Source organism: Micromonospora sp. WMMB482 (assembly GCF_019038635.1).
GTDB classification, from domain to species: domain Bacteria; phylum Actinomycetota; class Actinomycetes; order Mycobacteriales; family Micromonosporaceae; genus Micromonospora; species Micromonospora marina.
This window is the reverse complement of record NZ_JAHOPD010000020.1, coordinates 5,003,687-5,027,364: the sequence shown is the minus strand read 5'-3', so window position 1 is coordinate 5,027,364 and position 23,678 is coordinate 5,003,687. Positions and strand designations below refer to the sequence as shown.

17 protein-coding genes (1 of these 17 cut by a window edge) are annotated in these 23,678 nt (G+C 74.2%); 3 read left to right on the top strand and 14 right to left on the bottom strand.

The genetic code is table 11. From position 1 onward, the window contains the following. Positions 1–146 precede the first annotated feature (146 nt). Positions 147–1,898 carry an exo-alpha-sialidase gene (locus KSK32_RS24690; protein ID WP_216933344.1) on the top strand — a complete coding sequence of 584 codons (1,752 nt, stop codon included), beginning with the start codon at positions 147–149 and terminating at the stop codon, positions 1,896–1,898. An 84-nt stretch (positions 1,899–1,982) separates the two neighbouring features. On the opposite strand, the gene mnhG is transcribed toward KSK32_RS24690, so the two are convergent. The 6 genes from mnhG to KSK32_RS24660 are packed head-to-tail and all read right to left on the bottom strand — an operon-like array spanning position 1,983 to position 8,091. Continuing rightward, complete coding sequence (gene mnhG / locus KSK32_RS24685; protein WP_216933343.1) at positions 1,983–2,381, bottom strand: monovalent cation/H(+) antiporter subunit G; 399 nt, start codon at positions 2,379–2,381, stop codon at positions 1,983–1,985. Next, positions 2,378–2,641, bottom strand: coding sequence for a monovalent cation/H+ antiporter complex subunit F (locus KSK32_RS24680; RefSeq protein ID WP_216933342.1), 264 nt, complete (start codon positions 2,639–2,641; stop codon positions 2,378–2,380). Before KSK32_RS24680 ends, mnhG begins: the two co-directional genes overlap by 4 nt. After that, complete coding sequence (locus KSK32_RS24675; RefSeq protein ID WP_216933341.1) at positions 2,638–3,237, bottom strand: Na+/H+ antiporter subunit E; 600 nt, start codon at positions 3,235–3,237, stop codon at positions 2,638–2,640. The genes KSK32_RS24680 and KSK32_RS24675 overlap by 4 nt, the downstream gene beginning before the upstream one ends. Then, complete coding sequence (locus KSK32_RS24670) at positions 3,234–4,805, bottom strand: Na+/H+ antiporter subunit D (protein WP_216933340.1); 1,572 nt, start codon at positions 4,803–4,805, stop codon at positions 3,234–3,236. The genes KSK32_RS24675 and KSK32_RS24670 overlap by 4 nt, the downstream gene beginning before the upstream one ends. Further along, positions 4,802–5,260: a Na(+)/H(+) antiporter subunit C gene (locus KSK32_RS24665; protein ID WP_216933339.1), complete on the bottom strand. Its 459-nt coding sequence runs from the start codon at positions 5,258–5,260 to the stop codon at positions 4,802–4,804. The genes KSK32_RS24670 and KSK32_RS24665 overlap by 4 nt, the downstream gene beginning before the upstream one ends. Further along, on the bottom strand, positions 5,257–8,091 hold the full coding sequence (locus KSK32_RS24660; protein WP_216933338.1) for a Na+/H+ antiporter subunit A: 2,835 nt from the start codon (positions 8,089–8,091) through the stop codon (positions 5,257–5,259). Before KSK32_RS24660 ends, KSK32_RS24665 begins: the two co-directional genes overlap by 4 nt. A gap of 298 nt (positions 8,092–8,389) precedes the next feature. Here KSK32_RS24660 and KSK32_RS24655 point away from each other — a divergent pair, with 298 nt between their 5' ends. After that, positions 8,390–9,337, top strand: a complete 948-nt coding sequence (locus tag KSK32_RS24655; protein WP_216933337.1) for an acyltransferase domain-containing protein — start codon at positions 8,390–8,392, stop codon at positions 9,335–9,337. Here the strand turns inward: KSK32_RS24655 and KSK32_RS24650 are convergent, their stop codons facing one another. The 6 genes from KSK32_RS24650 to KSK32_RS24625 all read right to left on the bottom strand — a co-directional run bounded on the left by KSK32_RS24650 (position 9,338) and on the right by KSK32_RS24625 (position 15,624). Then, on the bottom strand, positions 9,338–9,907 hold the full coding sequence (locus tag KSK32_RS24650) for an adenylate kinase (protein ID WP_216933336.1): 570 nt from the start codon (positions 9,905–9,907) through the stop codon (positions 9,338–9,340). 49 nt (positions 9,908–9,956) lie between these two features. Beyond that, on the bottom strand, positions 9,957–11,180 hold the full coding sequence (locus tag KSK32_RS24645; protein ID WP_216936346.1) for a multidrug effflux MFS transporter: 1,224 nt from the start codon (positions 11,178–11,180) through the stop codon (positions 9,957–9,959). 178 nt (positions 11,181–11,358) lie between these two features. Further along, positions 11,359–13,482, bottom strand: coding sequence for a 2-oxo acid dehydrogenase subunit E2 (locus KSK32_RS24640; RefSeq protein WP_216933335.1), 2,124 nt, complete (start codon positions 13,480–13,482; stop codon positions 11,359–11,361). Beyond that, a complete protein-coding gene (locus tag KSK32_RS24635; protein WP_216933334.1) occupies positions 13,479–14,381 on the bottom strand; it encodes a thiamine pyrophosphate-dependent dehydrogenase E1 component subunit alpha in 903 nt (300 codons plus the stop codon). Before KSK32_RS24635 ends, KSK32_RS24640 begins: the two co-directional genes overlap by 4 nt. Beyond that, a complete protein-coding gene (locus KSK32_RS24630; RefSeq protein WP_254187179.1) occupies positions 14,378–14,617 on the bottom strand; it encodes an acyl carrier protein in 240 nt (79 codons plus the stop codon). Before KSK32_RS24630 ends, KSK32_RS24635 begins: the two co-directional genes overlap by 4 nt. After that, positions 14,614–15,624, bottom strand: coding sequence for a 3-oxoacyl-[acyl-carrier-protein] synthase III C-terminal domain-containing protein (locus KSK32_RS24625; RefSeq protein ID WP_216933333.1), 1,011 nt, complete (start codon positions 15,622–15,624; stop codon positions 14,614–14,616). Before KSK32_RS24625 ends, KSK32_RS24630 begins: the two co-directional genes overlap by 4 nt. 45 nt (positions 15,625–15,669) lie before the next feature. Here KSK32_RS24625 and KSK32_RS24620 point away from each other — a divergent pair, with 45 nt between their 5' ends. Beyond that, on the top strand, positions 15,670–17,985 hold the full coding sequence (locus tag KSK32_RS24620; protein WP_216933332.1) for a lantibiotic dehydratase: 2,316 nt from the start codon (positions 15,670–15,672) through the stop codon (positions 17,983–17,985). On the opposite strand, the gene KSK32_RS24615 is transcribed toward KSK32_RS24620, so the two are convergent. After that, positions 17,947–23,253, bottom strand: a complete 5,307-nt coding sequence (locus KSK32_RS24615) for a non-ribosomal peptide synthetase/MFS transporter (protein WP_216933331.1) — start codon at positions 23,251–23,253, stop codon at positions 17,947–17,949. The genes KSK32_RS24620 and KSK32_RS24615 overlap by 39 nt on opposite strands. Continuing rightward, positions 23,250–23,678, bottom strand: the 3' portion of a protein-coding gene (locus KSK32_RS34635) for an SDR family NAD(P)-dependent oxidoreductase (RefSeq protein ID WP_289256386.1). 3,918 nt of this gene lie beyond the right edge of the window; 429 of the gene's 4,347 nt are visible here — the last part of the coding sequence; its start codon lies beyond the right edge, outside the window — the gene reads right to left on this strand; the stop codon is at positions 23,250–23,252. The genes KSK32_RS24615 and KSK32_RS34635 overlap by 4 nt, the downstream gene beginning before the upstream one ends.

Here is a 23,678-nt window from a genome sequence, read left to right as displayed (position 1 = left end):
CTGGCGGTACGACCGGTGTGGAGCCTCCACATCGTCCGGTTCCTTGACGGGCCCATCGATCGGCTTTAGCGTACCTACCCAACATCGGACGTCCGACGTCTGACGCTACTGCTCCGGTCCCCCACTGTCGTCCGGAAGGAATCCCCGTGCCCCCTGTGCGTGCGATACCGCGCCGGGTCACCGCCGTCGTGGCCGCCATCCTCGGCCTGCTCGCGGTGCTTCCCGCCACTCCCGCCCATGCCGCACCCGCCGGCGTGACCGCCACCGCCGGCGCCGACTGCGCGGCCGGCCGCCTGCTGCTCGACCTCGACAACCGCAGCGCCACGACGCAGACGTACACCGTCACCTGGCCGGGCCGCTCCGGCTCACCGTGGACCCGCACGGTCGCCGCCGGTGGCAGCGCCGAGCTGTACTGGACGCTGTCCCCCGGCACGCCGTACACGCTGCGCACCACGACCCCGACCGGCCTGGACGACACCACCAGCGGCATCTTCCACTGCGGCACCGGCATGTCCGCGCTGGCCGGCTTCGACTGCACGAACGGCCGCCTCCAGCTCGCCCTGGAAAACCGCACCACTACGGCCCGGGACTTCACCGTCACCTGGCCCGGACGCACCGGCTCGCCGTGGACCCGCACCGTCGCCGCCGGCGGCAACTTCCTGCACTACTGGACCGTCGGCGCCGGCCTCCCGTACACGCTGCGGGTCACCGCGCCCGGCTTCGACACCACGCTGCGCGGCACCACCTCCTGCGACCTGGCCGCCGGCAACCCGCAGCTCGCCACCACCACGCTGCTGACCACGCAGAGCGTGATCCGCGACCTCAACGGCGCGGGCGGCCGTTACAACGGCACCGTCGCCTCGGTCCGCATCCCCGGCCTGGCCGTCACCAACAACGGCACAGTCGTCGCCGTGGCCGACGCCCGGGTCGACGGCTCGTACGACCTCGGCGGCGGCACCAACAACATCCAGATCGTGATGATCCGCAGCACCGACGGGGGGCGCACCTTCGAACAGCCCCGCGTCATCCACGCCCCACCCACCACCCGCGAGGGCGTCGGCGACCCCAGCCTGCTGGTGGACCGCGCCACCGGCGTCGTCTACTGCTTCTTCACCTACTCCCCCCGGCCCGGCATCAGCTTCTGGTCCGCCGGCTCCGGCCTGAACACCGCCGACGACCCGAACAGCATGCACCTGCGCTACATCACCAGCCGGGACGACGGGGCCACCTGGAGCGCGCCGGTGGAGCTGAACCCCTCCGTCAAGGACCCCACCTGGCGGCAGGTGTTCTTCTCCTCCGGCCACGGCATCCAGACCAGCACCGGCCGCCTGATCCAGCCGATCGCCTACCGGGACTCCGCGGGCACCAGCCACGCCGCGAACATCTACAGCGACGACCACGGCGCGACCTGGCGGCGCGGCGGATCCGCGGGCGGAAACATCAACGAGAGCAAGGCGATCGAGCGCGGCACCGGCGTGGTGGTGCAGAACATGCGGCACAACTCGACCCGCAGCCGCTTCTCCGCCACATCCACCGACGGGGCCGCCACGTTCGGCCCGGCGACGGCGAGCGCCCTGCTGCCCGACCCGCTCTGCAACGCCGACGAGATGTCCTACCTGCGCCCGTCAGAGGTCGGCGCGAACCGGGCGCCGGTGCGCACCCGGACGGCGCTGTTCAGCAACAACGCGCACCCGACCGCGCGTAACGACCTCACCGTCCGGCTGTCCACCGACGACGGCGCGACGTGGCCGGCGCGGGCGCTGGTCAAGCCCGGCGGCGCCGGCTACTCGACGATGGCGGTCCTGGCCGACGGAACGGTCGGCAACCTGTACGAGGTGGGCAACACCGGCGGCATCTACTTCGCCCGGTTCAGCCTCGACTGGGTCAAGGGCGCCTGACCGCCGTGTCCCGCCCGGACAGCGCCGTCCGGGCGGGGCACGGTCAGCGCTGCCGGCTCCCTGCCTCGGCGCCCGTGCGGAGGATCAGGACGTGCGGACCGGCGACGTCTCCTCCGGCTCACCGGCCCGGTCCGCGCGGATCCGGTCGATGTGGCCGGCCAGCTCGTCGGTGATCAGCAGGTCCCGCCGGATGTCGTCGTGCGGGTACGCGGTCCGCCCGACCATGTGCGCCGCGACCGGGGCGGTGGCGAGCTGGAACAGGCCCACCAGGACCAGCGTGGCGATGTCCACCCCGGTACGCAGCCGCAGCGCGCAGCCGAGCAGCACCAGCAGCAGCCCGAGCACCTGCGGCTTGGCCGCCGCGTGCATCCGCGACAGCACGTCCGGGAAGCGGACCAGCGCGATGCCGGCGGCGACGCAGAGCAGGGCGCCGGCGACGAGGCAGATGCCGGCGACGGTGTCGAGGATCGCGTCGGGCGTCACTTCGGGCCTCTCCGGGACGCGAACCGGGCGACGCTCACCGAGCCGACGAAACCGACCAGGGCGAGGACCACCAGGACCGGCAGCGCGGTGGCGTCCCGGCTGTAGGCCGCCTCGGTGGCGATGGCCGCGACCGCGACGGCGAGCAGCACGTCGGTGGCGACGGCCCGGTCGAGGATCGACGGCCCCCGGATGATGCGGACGAGGGTGAGGCCACCGGCCGCGACGAGCAGCGCGGTGACGATCACGGCGACGACTGTCACGTCGGTGCTCCTTCCAGTTCGGCCGAACCGGAGGGTTCGGCCTCGTCGTGGCGGATCCGGTCCCGCTCCTCGGCCGAGCCGACGGCGGCGACGATGCGCGCCTCCAGTTCCCGCACGCCGTGCCGGAACCGTTCCACCTCGTCGAGGCCCTGAATCCCGATGACGTGCACGTACAGCGTCCCGGTACGCCGGTCGGCCTCCACGATGAGGCTGCCCGGCACCAGCGACAGCGCCTCGGCGGTGAGGGTCAGGTTGAGGTCGGTGTTCACCCGCAGGCGCACCGCGATGATCGCCGAGTGCGGCTCCCCGGGCCGGACGGCCAGCCAGGCGACCTGAGCCGAGGCGACCACGAGATCCCGCAGGAAGCGGACCAGGAACCGCAGCAGCGGCACCGGCCGGATGCGGCCGGCGAACGTCACAGGGGGCAGCGGGAAGACCACCAGCAGCACGGCCGCGACCACGAGTCCGCTGATCACGTTGGCCCAGCTGAAGGTGCCCCACAGCAGCACCCAGACGGTGACCAGGCCGGTCACCGCGACGGCCCGGTTGCGCCGGCGGTCACGGCGGGTCAGCGGCGCTTTCGGCTGACTGGTCACGGCGGTCCCTCCGGGAACACGGCCTCGACGTACGGGGCACGGCGCAACAGGTCGTCGGCGGCGTCGGTGCTGATGTCGAACAGCGGTCCGGCCACGACTGTCAGCGCCAGACCGAGCACCACGAGGGCGGCGGTGGACACCGTCATCAGCCGGGGCAGCACCGCGCCGGCCGGCGCCGGGCCGTCGTGTGGCAGCTCGGCGCCGTCGGTGCGGGCCGCCTGGTCGGCGTCGCCGGGCTCCGGCATGTCCGCGTGCGGTGCCCGCCAGAACGCGAGGTTCCACACCCGGGCGATGGCGTAGAGCGTGAGCAGGCTGGTGAGCAGCCCACCGGCGACGAGCGACCAGGCCAGGAACCCGCCGTCGTCGACGCCGGCCTGCACCAGGCCCAGCTTGCCGAGGAACCCGGAGAACGGTGGTATGCCGGCCAGGTTCAGGGCGGGCACGAAGAACAGCACCGCCAGCAGTGGCGACAGCCGGGCCAGCCCGCCGAGGCGGTCCAGCGCGGTGCTGCCGCCGCGTCGTTCCACCAGGCCGGCGGCGAGGAACAGCGTGGTCTGGATGGTGATGTGGTGCACCACGTAGAAGATCGCCGCGGACAGGCCGAGCGGGGTGGTCAGCCCGACCCCGAACAGCATGTACCCGATGTGGCTGACGAGCGTGAACGACAGCAGCCGTTTGATGTCCGACTGGGCCACCGCGCCGAGGATGCCGACGACCATGGTCAGCGCCGCTGTCACCATGAGCAGGTCCGCGGTGCGACCGCCGGGGAACAGCAGCGTCTCGGTGCGGATGATCGCGTACACGCCGACCTTGGTGAGCAGGCCGGCGAAGACCGCGGTGACCGGGGCGGGTGCGGTCGGGTAGCTGTCCGGCAGCCACGCCGACAGCGGGAACACCGCCGCCTTGATCCCGAACGCGAGCAGCAGCATGCCCTGGAGCACCAGGCGGGTGTCGTCGGGCAGCGCGTCCAGGCGGTCGGCGAGTTGCGCCAGGTTCAGCGTGCCGGTGGCGGAGTAGACCAGGCCGATCGCCACCAGGAAGATCAGCGACGAGAGCAGGCTGACCACGACGTACGTGGTGCCGGCCCGGATCCGCGTCTCGGTGCTGCCGAGCGTCAGCAGCACGTAGCTCGCCACGAGCAGGATCTCGAAGCCGACGTAGAGGTTGAACAGGTCGCCGGAGAGGAACGCGTTGCACACGCCCGCGGTCAGCACGAGATAGGTCGGGTGGTAGACCGACAGCGGTGTCTCCTCGTTGCCGTCGGCCATGCCCTGCCCGATGGAGTAGACGAGCACGCACAGGGTGACCGAGGCGGACACCACGAGCATCAGCGCGGCGAGCTGGTCGGCGACGAGCACGATGCCCATCGGCGCGACCCAGCCGCCGACCTCCACCACGAGCGGGCCGTCCAGTGAGGAGCGCACCAGGAGCATCGCGGCGACCGCGACGGTGGCGGCGAGCACGACGATGCTGACCCACCGCTGGGCGCGGGCGCGGCCGGCGAGCAGCAGGGTGAGGGCGGCGCCGAGCAGCGGCATCACCACCGGCAGCGGGACGAGCCAGGTCATCTGACACCCTCCGCCTCACCGGCGGCGAGCACCCGGACCTCGGGGCTGCCGTCGGCGGTGTCGGTGTCCGAGGTGCCCGGTCCCTCGTCCCGGTCGGCGAGTTCCATGATCCGCCGGTCCTCGACGTCGTCCTGCACCTCGTCGTGCCCGTTGAGGTGCCAGCTCCGGTAGGCCAGCGCGAGCAGGAACGCGGTCATGCCGAGCGTGATCACGATCGCGGTCAGCACCATCGCCTGCGGCAGCGGGTCGGACATGTCCTCCTCGGCGGTGGTGCCGACGATCGGCGGGCCACCGGCCCGGCCGCCGGTGAGCAGCAGCAGGTTCGCGCCGTTGCCGAGCAGGATGACCCCCATCAGGACACGGGTGAGGCTGCGTTCCAGCAGCAGGGTGACGCCGGTGGCGAACAGGACGCCGATGACCACGACGTAGACCAGGTTGGGGATGTTCGGGCTCACACCAGCTCCTCTTCCCGTACGCCGGCCGGTTCGGTCTCCTGTTCGTCGACCTCCTCCTGGCGGTCCATCTCGGCGCCCAGGCTCCGCAGGATGTCCAGGACGAGGCCGACCACGATGAGGTAGACGCCCACGTCGAAGAAGACCGACGTCACGAAGTGCACGTGACCCAGCACCGGCAGGTGGAAGTCGAGCGTCGCGCTCTGGAGGAACTCGCCGCCCAGCAGCATCGCGACCACGCCGGTGCCGACCGCGACGAACAGGCCCGCGCCGAGCACCAGGCCGGCGTCGACGGGCGCGGCGCCGTTGAGTTCGGTACGCCCGCCCGCCAGGTACCGCACGGCGAGCCCGAGCCCGGCGACCAGCCCGGCGGCGAAGCCGCCACCGGGGGCGTTGTGGCCGGAGAAGAGCAGGTAGATCGAGAACAGCAGGATGGCGTGGAAGAGCAGACGGGTGACCACCTGGAGGATGACCGACTGCTGCCGGGAGGTCGCGCCGGTGGTGAGCCAACGCGGGCGCGACGACTGCTCCCGGCCGGCGCCGGGGATGCCGCTGCGCAGGTCCAGCGCGCGGGAGCGGCGGAAGATCAGGCTGGCCACGCCGGTGGCGGCCACCACCAGCACGGCGATCTCGCCCATCGTGTCCCAGGCGCGGATGTCGACGAGCGTCACGTTCACGACGTTCTTGCCGCCGCCGTACGACACGGCCTCCTCCGGGAAGCCGACGGAGACCGGCACGGCTGTCCGGCTGCCCGCCGCCACGTACGCCATCCCGGCGGTGACCACGCCGACGGCGACGCCGAGCGCGACCCGCAACCGCCGGCTGGCGCGGATCGGGCGGGCCGAGAACCGGCGCGGCAGCCGGCGCAGCACCAGCACGAACATCACGATCGTGACGGTCTCCACCAGGAACTGGGTGAGCGCGAGATCGGGCGCGCCGTGCAGGATGAACATCAGCGCCGTGCCGTAGCCGGTCACGCCGACCAGGATCATCGCGGTCAGGCGGCGGCGGGCGCGGGCGGCCATCAGCGCCGCGACGACGATGACCGCGCCGGCGACGGCCTGCAACGGGGTGTCCCAGAGCTGGAACCGCCGGGCCCACGGCGCGCCGGCGAGCACCGCGCCGCCGGGCAGCACGACCAGCACCAGGAGGATGACGCCGAGGTAGAACGGCAGCGAGCCGCGCTGGGTGGCACCGGTCAGCTCCACCGCCGCGCGGTCGACGGCACCGGCGATCCGGTCGTAGCCGGTGGTGCCGTCGAAGGGCAGCCGCGGCAGGTGGGGCCGGCGCCGGTGCAGCAGCAGGAACAGCCCGAGACCGCCGGCCACGGCCAGTGCCGACAGGCCGAGCGCCGGGGTCAGCCCGTGCCAGAGGGCCAGGTGGTAGCCGGGGCCGGCGGTAAGAAACCGGTCGGCGTACGGGGCCAGCACCCGGTCCACCGCCGGAGCGAGGACGCCGGCCGCAAGGCCGGCGAGGGCGAGCACCGCCGCCGGGCCGATGAAGGCCGGCTCGATCCGGTGCGGCCGGGTCTCGGCCACGCCGGGCTTGGCGGCGAACGCTCCCCAGAGGAACCGCGCGGTGTACGCGACGGTCAGCGCCGAGCCGGCCACCACGCCGGCGAGCACCACCAGTTCGGTCGTACCGCCGTGCAGGAACGCCTCGAGCGCGGCCTCCTTGGCCACGAAGCCGATCAGCGGCGGCAGGCCCGCCATCGAGGCGGCGGCGAGTCCGGCGACCGCCGCGAGCACCGGCGCGCGGCGGCCCAGGCCGCTGAGCTCCCGCAGGTCGCGGGTGCCCGCGACGTGGTCGACGACGCCGACGACGAGGAACAGGGTGGCTTTGAACAGGGCGTGCGCCAGCAGCATCGCGGCACCGGCCAGCGCGGTGTCGCGGGTGCCCGCACCGAGGATCACCATGAGCAGGCCGAGCTGGCTGACCGTGCCGTACGCCAGCAACAGCTTCAGGTCGACCTGCCGCAGCGCCGTCCAGCCGCCGAGGAACAGGGTGATCAGGCCGCCGGCCAGCAGGACGCCGCGCCACACGGTGGCCTGGCCCACCGCCGGGCCCATCAGCGCGGCCAGGAACACGCCCGCCTTCACCATGGCGGCGGCGTGCAGGTACGCGCTGACCGGTGTGGGCGCGGCCATCGCGCGCGGCAGCCAGAAGCTGAACGGGAAGATCGCCGACTTGCTGGTCACGCCGAGCAGGACGAGCACCAGCGCGACGGTGAGGTAACCGCCCTCGGGGAGGTTCCCGGCGATCTCCGACCACCGGTACGAGCCGGCGTGCTGGCCGAGCATCACGAAACCGGCGAGCATCGCCAGACCGCCCAGTGTGGTCACCAGCAGGGCCTGCATCGCGGCGCGGCGGCTGGCCCGTTCGGTCGGGTCGCTGCCGATCAACAGGTACGAGAAGACGGTGGTGAGTTCCCAGAACACGTACAGCAGCAGCAGATCGTCGGAGACGACCAGCCCGAGCATCGCACCGGCGAACGCGACGAACACCGCGGCGAACCGGCCGAGGCCGGGATCGCCGGAGCGGAAGTAGCGCGCGCTGTAGGCCAGCACGAGGGCGCCGACACCGCCGACGAGCAGCACCAGCAGCCAGGACAGCGTGCCCATGCGCAGGGCGAGTTCCAGGCCGAGCTGCGGCACCCAGGTGACGGTCTCGACGACCGGCCGGCCCGCGCGGACCGGCTCGGTCCGGGTCAGCGCCCAGATCACCGCCGCCGCCGGGGCGGCAGCCAGCAGGTAGAAGGCTCGCCGGCCGAGGAGGCGTACCAACACGGGGGCGGCCACCGCTGCTAACGCATGGACCGCCACCAGAACCAGCACACACACTCCTCAAGATCGACCTGCGGTGTGTCAACCCTAACCAGCGATGTGGCGAGGCGGTATGTCGAGAGAATCACGCGAACGTGTGGTGTCGGCTCCGCTCTGTTCCGGGTAAGGAGTGAGGTTCACTCCGCCCGGTACACCGGCGGTCGTGGGCGCCCCGGAACCACAGCCGCGGAGATGACCGCCGACCGGCCGGACCCGCCGCCCAGGCTGGTGCGGTGGGCCGTGTCGGCAGCGGCGCCGACCACCGCGCACGGGGCTGTCCGAGCAGGCGCCGGCCGGTAGCGTCGCCGCCATGGATGTCGACGACGTCGCCGGCCGGCTCGGCGTGCCCGCCGAGGAGATCGACCGGGTGCGCCGGCTCGCCGGTGACCGGCCCGCCGCGCCGCTGCCCGCCCGGGCGGACGCGCCCGCCCTGCTGGACCGGCTCGCGGTCCGCCCCGACGACGCCGCCGAGATCCTGGCGGCCTGGCCGGAGCCCGGATCCCCACTGTGGACTCCCGAGCTGCGCTGGCTGCTCGACCGCTCGACCGCCCTGGTCCGCGCCGACCTCGGCGGCCACGCCTGGCTGACACCGGGCCCGGCGCTGCCCCGCGACCGGGGACCGGCCTGGCGGCATCTCTACGTCTACGCGTACCTCGCACTGGTCGACACCGTCCGGGCCTACCACCGCGACCACGGCGTCCCCGACGACGTGTCCTGGGCGACGCTCGCCGACCTGGGCAACAACCTCGCTGTCGACCGGCGGATGAACGGCGAGGGCTGGCCGGTCATGCAGAGCTGGCTGACGCTGCACGTGCGCGGCGGCCTCTACGAGCTGGGCCGGCTCCAGCACCAGCGCGGCGACAGCGGCGCGATCGACCTGCACATCCCGGACGCGGGACCGCTGACCCCGGAGGCCGTCGACGCGTCGCTCTCGCGGGCCCGCGCGTTCTTCCCGCGTCACTTCCCCGGCGAGCGCTACACCGTGTTCTCCTGCGGCTCCTGGTTGCTGGACCCGCAGCTGCGCGAATACCTGCCGGAGGACTCCAACATCGTCCGGTTCCAGCGGCGGTTCACGCTGGAGCCCCACCAGGAGCAGGACACGCCGGACGGCGACGTGGAGGTGCTGCGGTTCGTGTTCCGCAGCCTGAGCACGCCGCTGGACCGGCTGCCGCGCCGCACCGTGCTCCAGCGCGCGGTGATCGACCACATGCGGGCGGGCCGGCACTGGCAGTGGCGCCGGGGCCGCTTCCCGATGTAGTCACGGCAGCGGCCGCAGGCCCCGGTCCGGCCCGGCACGCGGTGGCACCGGCGCTCCGCGCGCCAGCCAGTCGTCGAGAGCGGCCGGGTCGTCGAACAGCAGCACCGGCGGCCCGGCCGGGTCGGCCGCCCAGGCCCGCATCCGCCGCCGCGCCGGGCCGAACCCGGTCACGTGCCACACCAGGATCGAGTCGCGGGACAGCACGCTGCCCAGCGTCTCCCGGTTGCCGTTGCAGATCAGCTCCCCGCCGGCCAGGCGCCGCAGCGTACGCCGCAGCAGCCGCCGGAACGAGACACCGCGCGGATAGTCCAGGCCGATCACCAGGTCGGCGCGGCCGAGGACCACGTCCCGCCAGCCGTGGTACGCGCCGTCGACGATCCACCTGTCGTGCCGGCAGATCGCTTCGATCCGGCGTCGCTGCTCGGCCACCGGCACCTCGACCCACCCAGGCTCCCACAGCAGGTCGTCGACCGGATGCCAGGGCAGGCCGAAGCGCTGCGCCAGATGCGCGGCGAGCGTCGACTTGCCGGAGCCGTGGACGCCCTCGACCAGGATGCGGGCCGGGGTCATGGCAGCAGCGTAGGCACCCCGAGCACCCGGCGCGATCCGGGCGGCCGGGTCAGTGCGCGACAGCGACGGCGGGCGCCGTCTCCAGACCGGCGAGCTGGGACGGCCGCACCACGACGAGCACCACCAGCAGGGCCGCCACCATCCCGCCGGCCACCACCAGGGCCATCGCCACCGCGCCGGTGCCGAGCACACCCACCAGCGGCGCGGCGATCGCGCCCACACCGAACTGCACCGCGCCGAGCAGCGCGGACGCGGTGCCGGCCGCCTCGCCGTGGCGGGACAGCGCCAGCGCCGGCGCGTTCGGCATGGCCAGGCCCGCCGCCGCCAGCACCAGCCACAGCGACACCAGCAGCGCGGGCAGCCCGCCGACGCCGGTCGCGGCGAACACCACCAGGGCGAGTCCGGCCACCGTGCCCGCCACCAGCGACGTCACCAGGATCCACTGCGACGGGTAGCGGCGCAGCAGCCGCACGTTGTACTGGGTGGCGCCGATCAGGCCCACCGCGCCCGCGCCGAACGCCAGGGCGAACTCCTGCTCGTCGAGCCCGTAGGTGTCCTGGAGGACGAACGACGACCCCGCGACGTACGCGAACAGCGCGGCCATGGCGAGCCCGGCCACCAGGACCAGGCCGACGAAGACCCGGTCCCGGAGCAACCCGCCGTAGTTCATCACTGTCGCCACGACCCCGCCGCGCTGGCGGCGCGCGGGCGGCAGCGTCTCGGGCAGCGCGAGCGCGGCCAGCGCGACGAGCAGCACCCCGAAGACGGCCAGGACCACGAAGACACCACGCCAGTCGGTCCACCGCAGCACGCCGCCGCCCAGCGTCGGGGCGAGGACCGGCGCCGCGCCCATCACCAGTAGCAGCCGGGACAGCATCGTGGCGAACGCCGACCCGGTGAACAGGTCACGTACCACCGCCATCGCCACCACAGCGGTCGCGGCGACGCCGAGGCCCTGCACGACGCGCAGGACGCCCAGGACGGCGACGTTCGGGGCGATCACGCACAGCGCCGAGGCCACGATGTGCAGCAGGAGACCGGCGATCAGCGGGCGGCGCCGCCCGACCGCGTCCGACAGCGGCCCGATCAGCAACTGCCCGATGGCGAGTCCGGCGAGCGTGCCGGTGAGCGTCAGCTGGACCGCCGCCGACGTGGTCGCGAAGTCGGTGACGATCGCGGGCAGCGCGGGCAGGTACATGTCGATGGTCAGCGGCCCCACCGCGATCAGCGAGCCGAGGACCAGCACGAGCTTGAGCCGCTGTCCTCGGCTCATCAGGTCGCCCGGGGTGGACGTCGGGGTGGCATCGGTCGTCTGGGTCGTCTCGTCCCGGTCGGCGTGCGGCCGGGCGCGAGAGGGTGCGGCACTCACACAGTGAGTCAAATGCGTCTCCGGTGATCACATTCCCGTCCGGGCGAGAGGTAACGCAGGTCACGCAGCCCGGGGCCGCCCCTCACCGTTGCAGCGCGTCGCCGAGCGCGGCCAGGTACGCCCCGGCCTGCGCCCCGTTGACCAGCCGGTGGTCGTAGGCGAGGCCCAGGTCCGCCACCGTGCGCTCGCGTACCCCGCCGTCGCCGTCGAGCACGACCTCGCGGTGCACGTCCGGCAGCGACAGGGCGCAGGTGACGCCGGGCGGGATGATCGGCCGGGCCACCGTGACGCCGGGTGTGTCGTTGAGCGCGACCAGGACGTTCATGCCGGTCATGTCCTCCTCGCGCAGCCGCCCGCGCAGCGCCTTCATCCGCAGCGCGACCACGGCGTCGGCGAGGTCGCCGAGGTCCAGCCCGGCCGCGTCGCGGATCACCGGCAGGAACAGCCCGGTGCCGGCGTCGACGGTGAGCCCGATCGACGGCGCTTGCGCGTCGAGGATCCAGCCGTCGTCGGTGAGCCGCGCGTAGAGACCGGGGAACCGCTCGTGCAGCGCGGCCACGGCGGCGATGACCACCTCGGTCAGGCCGACCGCGGCGCCGGTCTCGTCGGCGGCGCGCCGGGCGTACGCGAGCGCGGCAGTCACGTCGACGCGCACGGCGGTGAAGGCCACCGGGATCTCCCGGTGCGACGTCGCCACCACGTCCGCGATGCGGCGTTGCGCCGGTGGCAGCGGCCGTCCCGGCGGCACCGCCCGCGTCCCCACCGCCTCCGCCGGCTCCGGGTACGCCGCAGAGGGCGAGCCCGGACCGGAGCGGACCGGGGCGGGGTCCGGTGGCGGCAGTACCGCGGCGGTCCCGTTCGGCGGCGGCACCGGATCGGGCACGGCCGACGCGGGCAGGATCCGGCCGATGGGCGCGCCCGGGGCGCAGTCGGCGCCGGCGGTCAGCTCCTGGCGCAGCACGCCGGCCTGCGTGGCGGCCAGCTCCTCGATCGCCTTGGACGTCTCGACCGCCGCGATCGGCTCGCCGACCTCGACCGTCGCGCCGTCCGCGACCAGCCATTCCAGCAGCACGTAACCGTCGTCGTTGGGGTTGAGCCGGGGCACGTCCACCGGGACGCCCGACGGCGCCGCCGAGGTCGGGGCGGCGGGCGGCGGCGGACCGGCAGGTGAGTGATCGGTGCGCGGTACCGGAACCGCGGCGGGCAGGCGCATGATCCGGTCCAGGATCGCCTCCGCGCCGAGCAGCATCGCTTGTTCCAGGTGCGGCGCGGACGGGATGACCCGGTCGGCGGAGCTGACCAGCTCGACCGGGCCGCGCAGCAGCGGCCACGCCTCGGCGTGCAGGCGGGCCGCGACCTCGCTCCCCCACGTGCCGCCCGCGGTGCTCTCCTCGGCGACGATCACGCGGTCGGCGCCGCCGAGCAGGCCACGCAGGCCGTCCACGTCCACCGGGTAGAGCCGCGCCGGGACCAGCACCTCGACCGTACGCCCCCGCTCGGCGGCCCGCGTGGCGGCGGCGATCGCCCGGTCGGCGACCCCGCCCGGCGCGATGACGAGCGTCGGGGCGCCGGTGGCGTCCGGGTCGTGGACGCGGGCCCAGTTGCCGTCCGCGCCGCGCAGCTCGAAGGCGAGCCGGTCGTCGACGCGGCCGTCGACGTACCGCCGCCGGGTGTAGAGGATCTTGTCCTCGAACAGCATGGCCGGTTCGTCGCGGCGCAGCGCGGCGGCCAGCACGTCGGCCGCGTCGTGCAGCGGGGACAGCTCGTAGAGCGCGAGGTGCGGGATGCCGATGAAGTGCTTCTGCGGGCTCTGGCTGTGCGTCGCGCCGTAGCCGCGCCCGCCGCCGACCGGGCAGCGGATCACCACCCGCATCGGGGTGCGCTCGCCGTACATGGCGACGGACTTGGTGATCAGGTTGAGGATCGGGTCGAACGCGAGACCGGCGAAGTCCCCGAACATGATCTCGACGATCACCGTGTCGCCGCACAGCGCCAGGCCACCCGCCACGCCGGTGATGCCGTTCTCGCTCAGCGGCGTCGACAGCACCCGGTCCGGGTAGGCGGTGGAGAGCCCCTGGGTCACCTTGAACGCACCGCCGTACGGGTCGGCGACGTCCTCGCCCAGCAGCCAGGCCCGCTCGTCGGCGGCGAACAGCGCGTGCAGGGCCCGGTTGAGGTTACGGCTCACCCGTTCCGCGCGCGTCACGCCGCCGCTCCGCGCGCGAGCGGCCGGGCCAGCACCTCGGCCGAGACCTCCGCGACCCGCTGCCGGGCCCGCGCGTCGGCGGCCGCGAACCGCTCCGGGTACGCCTCGGCGTACCGCTGGAGCCAGTCGAGGCGGCGCAGCCGGTCGAGTTCGTCTGCGGGGCGGGTGTCGTCGCCCTTGCTGTGCGGTCCGAGCCGGACCGTGTGCTGCACCAGCACGTGCGGCGTCCGGGTGGCGCGGACCCGCTCGACGTGCGGCGCGGCGGCGGCGCGTACCTCGGTCAGGTCCAGCGAGCCGGACTCGCTGACGGTGATCCCGAATCCGGCGACCCGGCCGGCGATGGTGCCGGCGAGCTGCGCGGTGGTCGGGGTGGACTGGGCGATCCGGTTGTGCTCGACCACGACGAGCAGCGGCACCCGCCACAGCGCCGCCATGTTCAGCGCCTCGTAGACGGCGCCCTCGCCCCAGGTGCCGTCACCGATGTACGCCACCACGATCGCGTCCTGCCCGGTGCGGTTGAGGTGCAGCCCCACGCCGACCGCGGCGGGCAGGCTCTCCCCCTGCACGCCGGTGGACAGGAACCGGTCCCGGCGCAGGTGCTGGCTGCCGCCGTACCCGCGGCACACCCCGCCGTCGCGGCCCAGCAGTTCCGCCAGCAGGCCCTCCGGGTCGCCGCAGTGCGCCAGGTAGTGCCCGTGTCCACGGTGGTTGCTGAACACGAAGTCGCCGGTCAGCAGCGGGGCCAGCGCGACCGGGACGTACTCCTGGCCGAGGCAGGTGTGCGTGGTGCCGGCGAGGTGACCGTCGGCGTACAGGCGCAGCAGGTGCTCCTCGAAGCGGCGGATGAGCAGCCCCGCGTCGAGGTCGGCGTCGTCGAGCGGTGCCGGCACGGCGGTCACTCCGGCACGCCCCGCTGGGCGAGCAGTGCGCGCAGGTCGGCCACCGACCGCACGGTCCGGATCTCGCGGGGCGTCAGCGAGATCCGGTACGTGTCCTCGACGGCCGCGACGATCTGCAGGTGACGCAGGCTCACCCACGCGGCGGTGGTCGCGGGGCCGGTCTGCGCGTCGACCTGGTCGACCGGCAGTTCCAGCACGTCGGCGACGAGCCGCACCAGCCGACTGGACATACTCATACCTCGATGATCGTACAGGCCCAGTGCGCGCCCCGGCCCAACGAGATCAACGCGACCCGGTCGCCGTCGTGCAGCTCACCGGCGTCGAGCAGGCGGCTCAGTCCGAACAGCTGGTCCGCCGCGCCGAGATGCCCGTACTCGGCCGCCAGCTCCCGGTTGGTCCGCTCCGGCGGCACCTTGTGGGCCTCGGCGAGCGACGTCATGGCGCGTTCGTTGTCGGCGACCAGGATCAGCCGGGCCAGGTCGGCGACGGTGACCCCGGCCCGCTCGCAGGCGCGTTCGGTGACCCGCACCATCCGCTCGTCGAGGTGGCGGGCGTACTGCGCGAACTGCTCGGGGTCGTAGTCGAAGAACTCCATCACGTGCCACACGTCGCGGGCGGCGGGCGGCTCGGCGCCGGGTGCGAACGGCGCCGCCGCGCCGCCGCCGTCGAGCCGGTAGAACCCGGCGTAGCGGCCGTCGGTGGCCGCCTCCGTGGCCTGCCAGCGCAGCCGGGGATGGCCGCGCCGGGCCACTGTGGCCACCGCGCCGTCGGAGAACACCATCGGCTGGGTGTCCATCCGGTTCCAGTACGTCTCGCAGGTCCGGTTCGCGGCCACCACGAGCGCTGTGGCGTACCCGGGATGGGTGGCGAACTTCCCGGCGACGGTGTCGAGGCTGAGCACACCGGTGGTGCACGCCTGGGTGAGCAGCACCGCTTCCGCGCCGGCCGCGCCGAGCCGGTGCGCCAGGTCGGCGGCGGCGTCCCAGTAGAGGTGTTCGGTGAGGTCGGTGACGGCGAGCACCAGCAGGTCCACCTGCGCGGCGGGCAGCGCCGCGGCGTCCAGGGCCCGGCGGGCGGCCCGCTCGGCGAGGTCGGTCAGGCCGACGTCCGGCGGGGCGCGGTGCACCCGCCGGTAGCCGTAGCCGAGGACGCGGTTGACGTCGTCGGTGTACTGCGCCACCACGTCGGCGACGGGCGCCGGGTCGCCGAGCGCCTCACCGAAGGACACCAGCCCGAAGCTCATGCTCGACCGTCCCGCCGCAGATCCGCCGCTGCTTACCATTCCCCCATGCCCCGAGAGCATCTCACGTCCCTGCCCGGAACCCCTTGGCACGTATGGCGTTCCGCGTTGCTCCGGTCGGCCGGTTTTCCGGCCGGCGGGATGAGCCGGTTCGCCGCTCCGGCGCTCGCGGAGGCGGCCGACCGGCACCTGCGCGGGGACGGGGACGCGGCGGAGTTCGCCGCCGCGTTCGACGCCGCCGCTGCCGATCTCGGGCAGACGGTCTACGACATCGCCTGCGACGACGCGTTCCGTACGGCGCTGACCTGGCAGAACCCGGCGGTCCTGGTCGCCGTCGACGCGATCCGGCGCGACGGCCCGCACGCCCCGCGCAACCTGCGCCGGCGACACCGGGAGGAGGTCGTCGCGAAGTACTGGCAGCGGTACTGCCTGAAGAACGACACGGTGGGCTTCTTCGGCCCGATCTGCTGGACCGAGCTGGGCGGCCCCGGACCGGTCGCGACGGTGCGTCCCGGCTCGGCGCTGACGCGTACCCGGAAGGTGTTCCTGGAGCGGTGGGGCCTGGACGCGCTCGCGGTGGCCTTCGCCCGCGTGCCCGGCGTGCGGGACTGGCTGCCGGTGCGGCTGGCCCCGCACCTGAGCCTGCGCGACCGCGTGCTGCGGCACCCGCACCATCCACCGCAGACGCTCCCGGCAGCGACCGCCGCGCTGCTCGCGCTGGCGCTGCGCGGACCGCGTGTGGCCGACCTGGTCGCCGCGCTGCTCGCGGACCCGGCGGGCGGTTTCCGCCGGGCCGCTGACGTGCACGCGCAGCTCGACGACCTGGCCGGGCGCGGCGTGCTGCGCGTCGGCTTCGACCTGCCGGTCGACCTCACCGCCGAGGACGCGTTGCGCGAGCAGCTCGCCGCGATCGGCGACGGCACGGTCCGCGAGCGGGTGCTCGGCGACCTGGCCACGATCGGCGACCTGCGCGACGCGGTGGCCGCCGCCGACGGCCCGGACGCGCTGACCGCGGCGATGTCCGCGTTGGACCGGCGGTTCGTGGAACTGACCGGCCGGGACGCGCGGCAGCAGCCCGGCGAGGTGTACGCCGGGCGCACGCTCTGCCACCTGGAGACGGTACGCGACCTGGACGTCCGCTTCGGTGACGCGCTGCTGCAACGGCTCGCGCCGCTGGAACCGCTGCTGCTGTCGGCGCGGTGGCTGACCGCGGCGATCGGGCAGGCGTACGCCGACGCGCTGGCCGCCCTGTACCGCGACCTGGCGGCGGAGTCGGCCACCGGGGACGTCCCGCTGGCCGACCTGTGGTTCCTGGCGCAGGCGGTGGTGTTCGGGGCGGACCCGCCCGGCGCCGCCGTCACCGCCGAGTTCCTGGACCGGTGGGCGACGGTGCTCGGCCTGGCGGACGCCGACGCGGACGCCCGGGAGCTGCGGTTCGACACCGCGGAGCTGACCGAGCGGGTCGCCGCCGCGTTCCCCGCCGACGCGCCGGGCTGGGCCGCCGCCCGGATCCACAGCCCGGACGTGCACGTGTGCGCCCCGGACGAGGCGGCGCTGCTGCGCGGGGACTTCTCGGTCGTGCTCGGCGAGCTGCACGTGGCGCTGGCCGCGTTCGACACGCACTTCTTCGCGTACGGGCATCCGGACCCGCGACGGCTGCGCGACGGGATGCGCGCCGACCTGCCCGGCGGCCGGGTCCGGCTGCTGCCGCCGGTGGACTGGCCCCGGCACACCGCCCGGATCGCGGAGTGGCTGCACGGGCCCGCCGACGCCCAGCTCGGGTTCGTCGACGCGCCCGGCGCCGACCCGGACCGCCTCGTGCCGATCACCGCCCTGACCGTGCGGCCGGACGACGACGGCACGCTGACCGCGCACGCGGACGACGGGCGGCGGTGGCCGCTGCTGGAGGTGTTCGCGCCGCTGTTCGACCACCAGGTGTTCGACACGTGGAAGCTGGCCGGCAACGCCGGGCGCACGCCGCGCGTCACGGTCGACGGCCTGGTGCTGGTCCGCGAGACGTGGCGCACCACAGTGGGCGATACCGGCCTGCACCGGGTCAAGGGTGAGCGGGAACGCTACCTCGCGGTACGGCGGTGGCGGCTCGCGCTCGGCCTGCCCGAACGGGTCTTCGTCCGGGTCGACACCGAACTCAAACCCAGCTACGTGGACCTGACCAGCGGCGTCTACACCCGGCTGCTGTGCACGCTGCTGCGCGGCGCGCACACCAAGGGCGGCGACGGGGTCGGGCTCACCGTCACCGAGCTGCTGCCCGGCCCGGACGACGCCTGGCTGACCGACGGGGCCGGCCGGGCGTACGCCTCGGAGCTACGGCTGCAGATCGTCGACCCGGCGCAGGTGCGGTAGCCACTCGGCGGCGTCCGCCGGCGCGTCGGGCGTCTCGGTGTCGAACAGGCGCAGCCGGCGCACGCCGTAGGCGCCCACCGCCACCACGGCCAGGGCCAGCCCGGACACCACGAACGCGAACCCGAGTCCCCGGCCGGGGCCGGTGCCGATCAGCGCGCCGACGCTGCCGGCCAGCGCGCCGCCCGGGGCGAACATCGGTTCCAGCAGCGACCCGCTCAGCGGCACCAGCACGGCGAAGCCCAGCGGCAGCGTCGCCCAGGTCAGCGTCTGGATGATCGCCAGCACCCGGCCGTGGAACCGCTGCGGCACCTTCACCTGGATGATCGACAGGTAGATGCCGTTGTGCAGGCCCAGTCCCAGCCCCACGCCGAAGCTGCCGAGCGCCACCAGCAGCAGGCTCGGGCGGACGCCGCTGAGCACCAGGCTGACCGCCACACCGAACGCGATGGCGATCAGCGCGGGCATCCGGCGGCGGGTCGGACCGCCCCACACGGCGATGGCGAGTCCACCCAGGACGGCACCGAGCGCCTCGGCGAACGCCACGGTGCCGACCTGGCCCATCGAGCCGAACGCGAGCACCATCGGCGGCACCAGCAGCAGGCTCGCCAGGCACAGGTTGTAGAGCGAGAAGAAGCCGAGCATGGCCCGGAAGCCCGGTTCCGCCCACGCCATCCGCGCGCCGCCGATCAGCTCGGCCAGGAACGGTTCCTTGCGGCGTCGGCCGAGCAGGTCGGGGAACCGCACCGCGGCCAGCACGCCGATCGCCACCACGTAGCTGACGATGTCGATGACCAGGACTCCGGCCAGGCCGATCGCGGCGAGCAGGCCCGCCGCCAGCAGCGGCACCGCGAGCGAGCTGAGCCCGACCGCGAGCTGCGCGATGCCGTTGGCGTGCCCCAGGTAGCGTTTCGGCACCACCTGCGGGATCGCGGCCAGGTAGGTGATGCGTTGGAACACCGACGCCGCGCCGAGCACGCACACGAGCGTGTACACGGCTGCCAGCCCCAGCCGGTCGGTCCACAGCAGCAGCGCCAGCAGCGCCTCCGCGGTGACCGCCGCCGCGCACGCGGCCAGCAGCACCCGGCGCCTGTCGAACCGGTCCGCGACCGCGCCCGCGACCGGCAGCGTCAGCAGCGCCGGCAGGTAGGCGATCACCCCGGACAGGCCGAACCACAGCATCGACCCGGTCTCCAGGTAGACCCAGACCGGCACCGCCCACTGGGTCAGCGCCGAGCCGGTCGACGAGATGAGCTGGCTGGCGGTGATCGCCAGGAACCGGCGTACGCCCGGTTGCACGCCCGTCTCGGCGGTGACCGGATCGGTGCTGGTGGCGGCCAGCTCCCAGCCGTCACCCCGGAGCGGCGCGGCGGACGGCTCGGCGAGCCGGGGATGGGTGCGGGTGAGGACCTCGGCGAGTGCTTCGGCCCGCTGCTTGACGAAGTAGTGCCCGGCCTCGTCCAGAACCACGAGCGCGGTGGACTCGCCGAGGAAGCTCCACTCGCGGTACCGCTCCTCGTAGTACTCGGTGAGCACGTCGTGGGTGCCGACGACGGAGATCACCGGTGCGGGCACCCGGACCGGTTCGCCGTCCAGCCACCCGGTGAACCGCTCCTGCGCCTCGGCGGCCTCCCGGCGTACGTGGTGGACGAACCGGTCGACCTGCGCCTGGTCCAGGTCGGCCAGCTCCGCGCCGATCGAGCGCAGGAACGTCTCGTACCGCCGGTCGGCGCCGCGGGAGTCGGCCCAGTCGACGAGCCGACCGAGCATGTTGTCCGGCCGGGCGGTGGGGAAGACGCCACCGGCGTAGATCGCCTCGATCGGGCGTCCCCGCTCGTGCAGCCGCCGGGCGATGCCGGTCAGCAGCGCGCCGCCGACGCAGTGGCCGTACAGGACCAGCGGGCCGTCCACCCGTTCCTGGATCTCGGCCACGCACCGCTCGACCAGTTCGTCGAAGGGCAGCTCGGTGTCCCGGACGCCGACGTCGTGGCCGGGGATCGCCACGGAGAACAGCGTGTGACCGGGCGGCAGCGCGTCCGCGAGCGGCTGGTAGATGCTGGCGAGCCCGCCGCCGTAGGGCACGCACACGTACGAGCGCACCCGCCGGTCCGCCGGCACCGGCCGGGTCAGCTCGTACAGCACCGGACGCTGCCGGTCCCCGTCCGCCGGGGCGTCGATCAGCGCGGCCAGCCCCTGCACCGTCGGGTGCGCGAACACGTCCATCACGCCGACGTCGACCTGCCCGTACGCCTCGCGCAGCAGCGCCAGCATCCGGATCGCCAGCAGCGAGTGCCCGCCCAGCTCGAAGAAGTCGTCGTCCAGGCCGACCTCGGGCACGCCGAGCACGTCGCGCCAGGTGGCGGCGACAGTCTGCTCGACCGGGGTCACCGGGGGACGGCGCTGCGCGGGGGCGACGCCCGACGGGGGTGCGGGCAGCGCGGCGGTGTCGAGTTTGCCGTTGGCGGACAGCGGGAGCGCGTCGAGCGTCACGAACGCCGACGGCACCATGTATTCCGGCAGTCGCCGTTTCAGCGCCGACCGCAGTTCCGCCGGGTCCGGGGCCTCGCCCGTCAGGTACGCCACGAGGCGCTGCTCGGCGGGTGTGGCGCCGCGCACGACGACGGCGGCGGAGCCGACGCCCGGCTGTTCGCGCAGCACCGCGGCGATCTCCCCCAGCTCGATCCGCAGACCACGCAGTTTCACCTGGTCGTCGATGCGGCCGAGGAACTCCAGCGTCCCGTCGGTACGCCAGCGGGCCAGGTCGCCGGTGGCGTACAGCCGCCCGCCGGGCTCGCCGAACGGGTCGGGCACGAACGAGCCGGCGGTGAGCCCGGGGCGGTTCAGGTAGCCGCGGGCCACCTGCACGCCGCCGAGGTGCAGGTGCCCGGCCACGCCGGCCGGTACCGGCCGCATCGCCGCGTCGAGCACGTACGTGCGGACGTTGCGGATCGGCCCGCCGATCGGCACCCGGGTCACGCCGGTCAGCGCGTCGGGTGTGGCCGCCCAGGCGGTGACGTCGATCGCCGCCTCGGTGGGTCCGTACAGGTTGTGCAGCGCGGCGGACGGGATCGCGGCGACGGCGCGGCGGGCCAGGTCCGCGGCCAGTTCCTCACCGCTGCACACGATCCGCCGCAGCGACCGGCAATGGGTGCGGTCGGCCGGGCCGGCGGTGGACAGGAACGCGTCGAGCATCGACGGCACGAAGTGGACAGTGGTGATCCGCTCCCGGTCGATCAGCTCCCGCAGGTACGCCGGGTCGCGGTGCCCGCCCGGCGCGGCCAGCACCAGCCGCGCGCCCACGAGCAGCGGCCAGAACACCTCCCACACCGACACGTCGAACCCGATCGGCGTCTTGTGCAGCACCGCGTCGTCCGGGCCGAGCGCGAAGGCGTCCTGCATCCAGTCGAGCCGGTTGACGATCGCGGCGTGCTCGTTCACCACGCCCTTCGGCCGCCCGGTGGAGCCCGACGTGTAGATCACGTACGCCGCGTTCCCCGGTCCGGCGGCAGTGCCGCCGGCGGTGCGCGGCCGGTCCGGCGCGGTCAGCGGCAGCACGGTGCCCGGGACTGTGAGCCCGTCCGGCACCTCGTCGGCCAGCAGCACCCCGGCAGCGGCGTCGGCGAGCATGAAGGCGAGTCGCTGCGGCGGGTGGTCCGGGTCCAGCGGCAGGTACGCCGCGCCGGCCCGGTGGATGCCGAGCAGCCCGGCGATCAGGCGGTGCGAGCGGGGCTCGTGGATCGCGACGACCGACTCCGGTCCCACGCCGTGCGCGGCCAGCCGCGACGCCACCTGCTCGGCGGCGGCGGACAACTCGGCGTACGTCATCCGGGTGTCGCCGTCGACCAGCGCGACCGCGCCGGGCGTGCGGCGGGCCTGGGCGTCGAACAACTCCGCGAGCGTGGTCCGGCGCACCGGGGCGGCGGTGGCGTTCCAGCCGGTCACGACCTGGGCGTGTTCGTCTGCCGACATGATCAGCAGCTCGCTCACCCGGGCCCGGGGCGCCGCCACGGCGGCGGCGAACAGCAGCAGGTAGCGGTCCGCGAACGCCTCCATCGCGGCGCGCTCGAACAACGCGGTGCGGTACTCCAGCCGCAGCTCGTCCCCGGCGATCTCCATCGACAGGTCGTCCATGGCGCCGCCGAACGCCTCGCCCCGGCCGGTCGGCAGATGGTGGAACGTGAGCTGGTACAGCGGCGGCACGCCCGGGTCGCGTCGTACCGCCAGCTCCTCGACGAGCTTCTGGAACGGCATGTCCTGGTGGTCCCAGGCGTCCAGCACGACCCGGCGGACCCGGCGCACGAGCGTCAGGAACGGTGGGTCGCCCGACACGTCGACGCGCAGCACCAGCATGTTCATGAACATGCCGAGCAGCGGTTCCAGCTCGGCCCGGTCGCGGCCGGCCACCGGCATGCCGACCACCACGTCGTCGCCTCCGGACAGCCGGTGCAGCAGCGCGACGTAGGCGGCCAGCTGCACCATGAACGGGGTGGCGGCGGCCTGCTGGGACAGCTCGGGCAGCGCCGCTGTCACGTCGCCGGGCAGCGTGCGGCGGATGTCGGCGCCGTCGAACGTCAGCGCCGCCGGGCGCGGCCGGTCGGTGGTCAGCGCGTGCACCGCGGGCAGGCCGGTCAGTGTCTCCCGCCAGAACTCGCGCAGCTCGTCCCACCGGGGGCCGTCGAGGCGGTCGCGTTCCCAGGCCGCGTAGTCGGCGTACTGGATCGGCAGCTCGGGCAGGTCCGGCGCGCGGCCCGCGACGGCGGCGGCGCACAGCTCGGTCAGCTCGGCGCGCAGGTGGAGCAGGGACGTGCCGTCGAGGATGACGTGGTGCCCGGCGAACAGCAGCCACCAGGTGTCCGGCCCGAGGCGCAGCAGCCGGGCCCGCCACAGCGGGGCGGCGTCCATCGGCAGGTCGAGACCTGCGTAATCGGCGACGATCCGGGCGCGGGCGGCGTCCCGCTCCGGCTCGGGCAGCGCGGACAGGTCGGTGACCGGCAGCTCCACCGGGACCGTGGGGTGGATGTCCTGGTAGAGCCGCCCGTCGTCCAGGCGCAGCGTGGTGCGCATGGCCTCGTGCCGGTCGGTGACCGCCCGCAGCGCGGCGAGCGCCTGCTCCGGCCCGGCGCCAGGCGGCAGGGTGACCGCGTCGGTCATGGTGAACAGCGGCTGCCCGGGGCTGAGCTGGGCGGTGAACCAGACCCGCTCCTGGGCGTACGACGCGGGAACGGTGTAGACGTCGTCCACCGGCGTGACGTCGTGGCGCGACTCGGTCATCCCGGCCGTCCCGGCCGGCGCAGGCGCGGGATGGGCGCCTCGGCCGGTGGCGCGGCGCGCAGCGACTCGATCCGGGCGGCCATCGCCGCGACGGTGGGCGCGTCGAACAGCACCCGCATGGACAGCCGGGCACCCACCGCCTGCCGGATCCGCAGCACCAGCTGCGCGGCCACCAGCGAGGTGCCGCCGAGCCGGAAGAAGTCGTCGTGCGGGCCGACCTCGGCCACGCCCAGCACGTCGCGCCAGATCCGGGCGACGGTGGCGGTCAGGTCGCCGTCGGCGGCGGTCACGGTCGAGGCGGTGGCCGCCGTGGTCGCGGCGAGCCGCCGCTCGTGCCCGGCGACCGCCTCCACCGTGTAGGCGCCGACCGCCACCGAGCCGGTACGCCCCTCGGCGAGGACCCGCAGCGCCGCCCGCACCGCCGC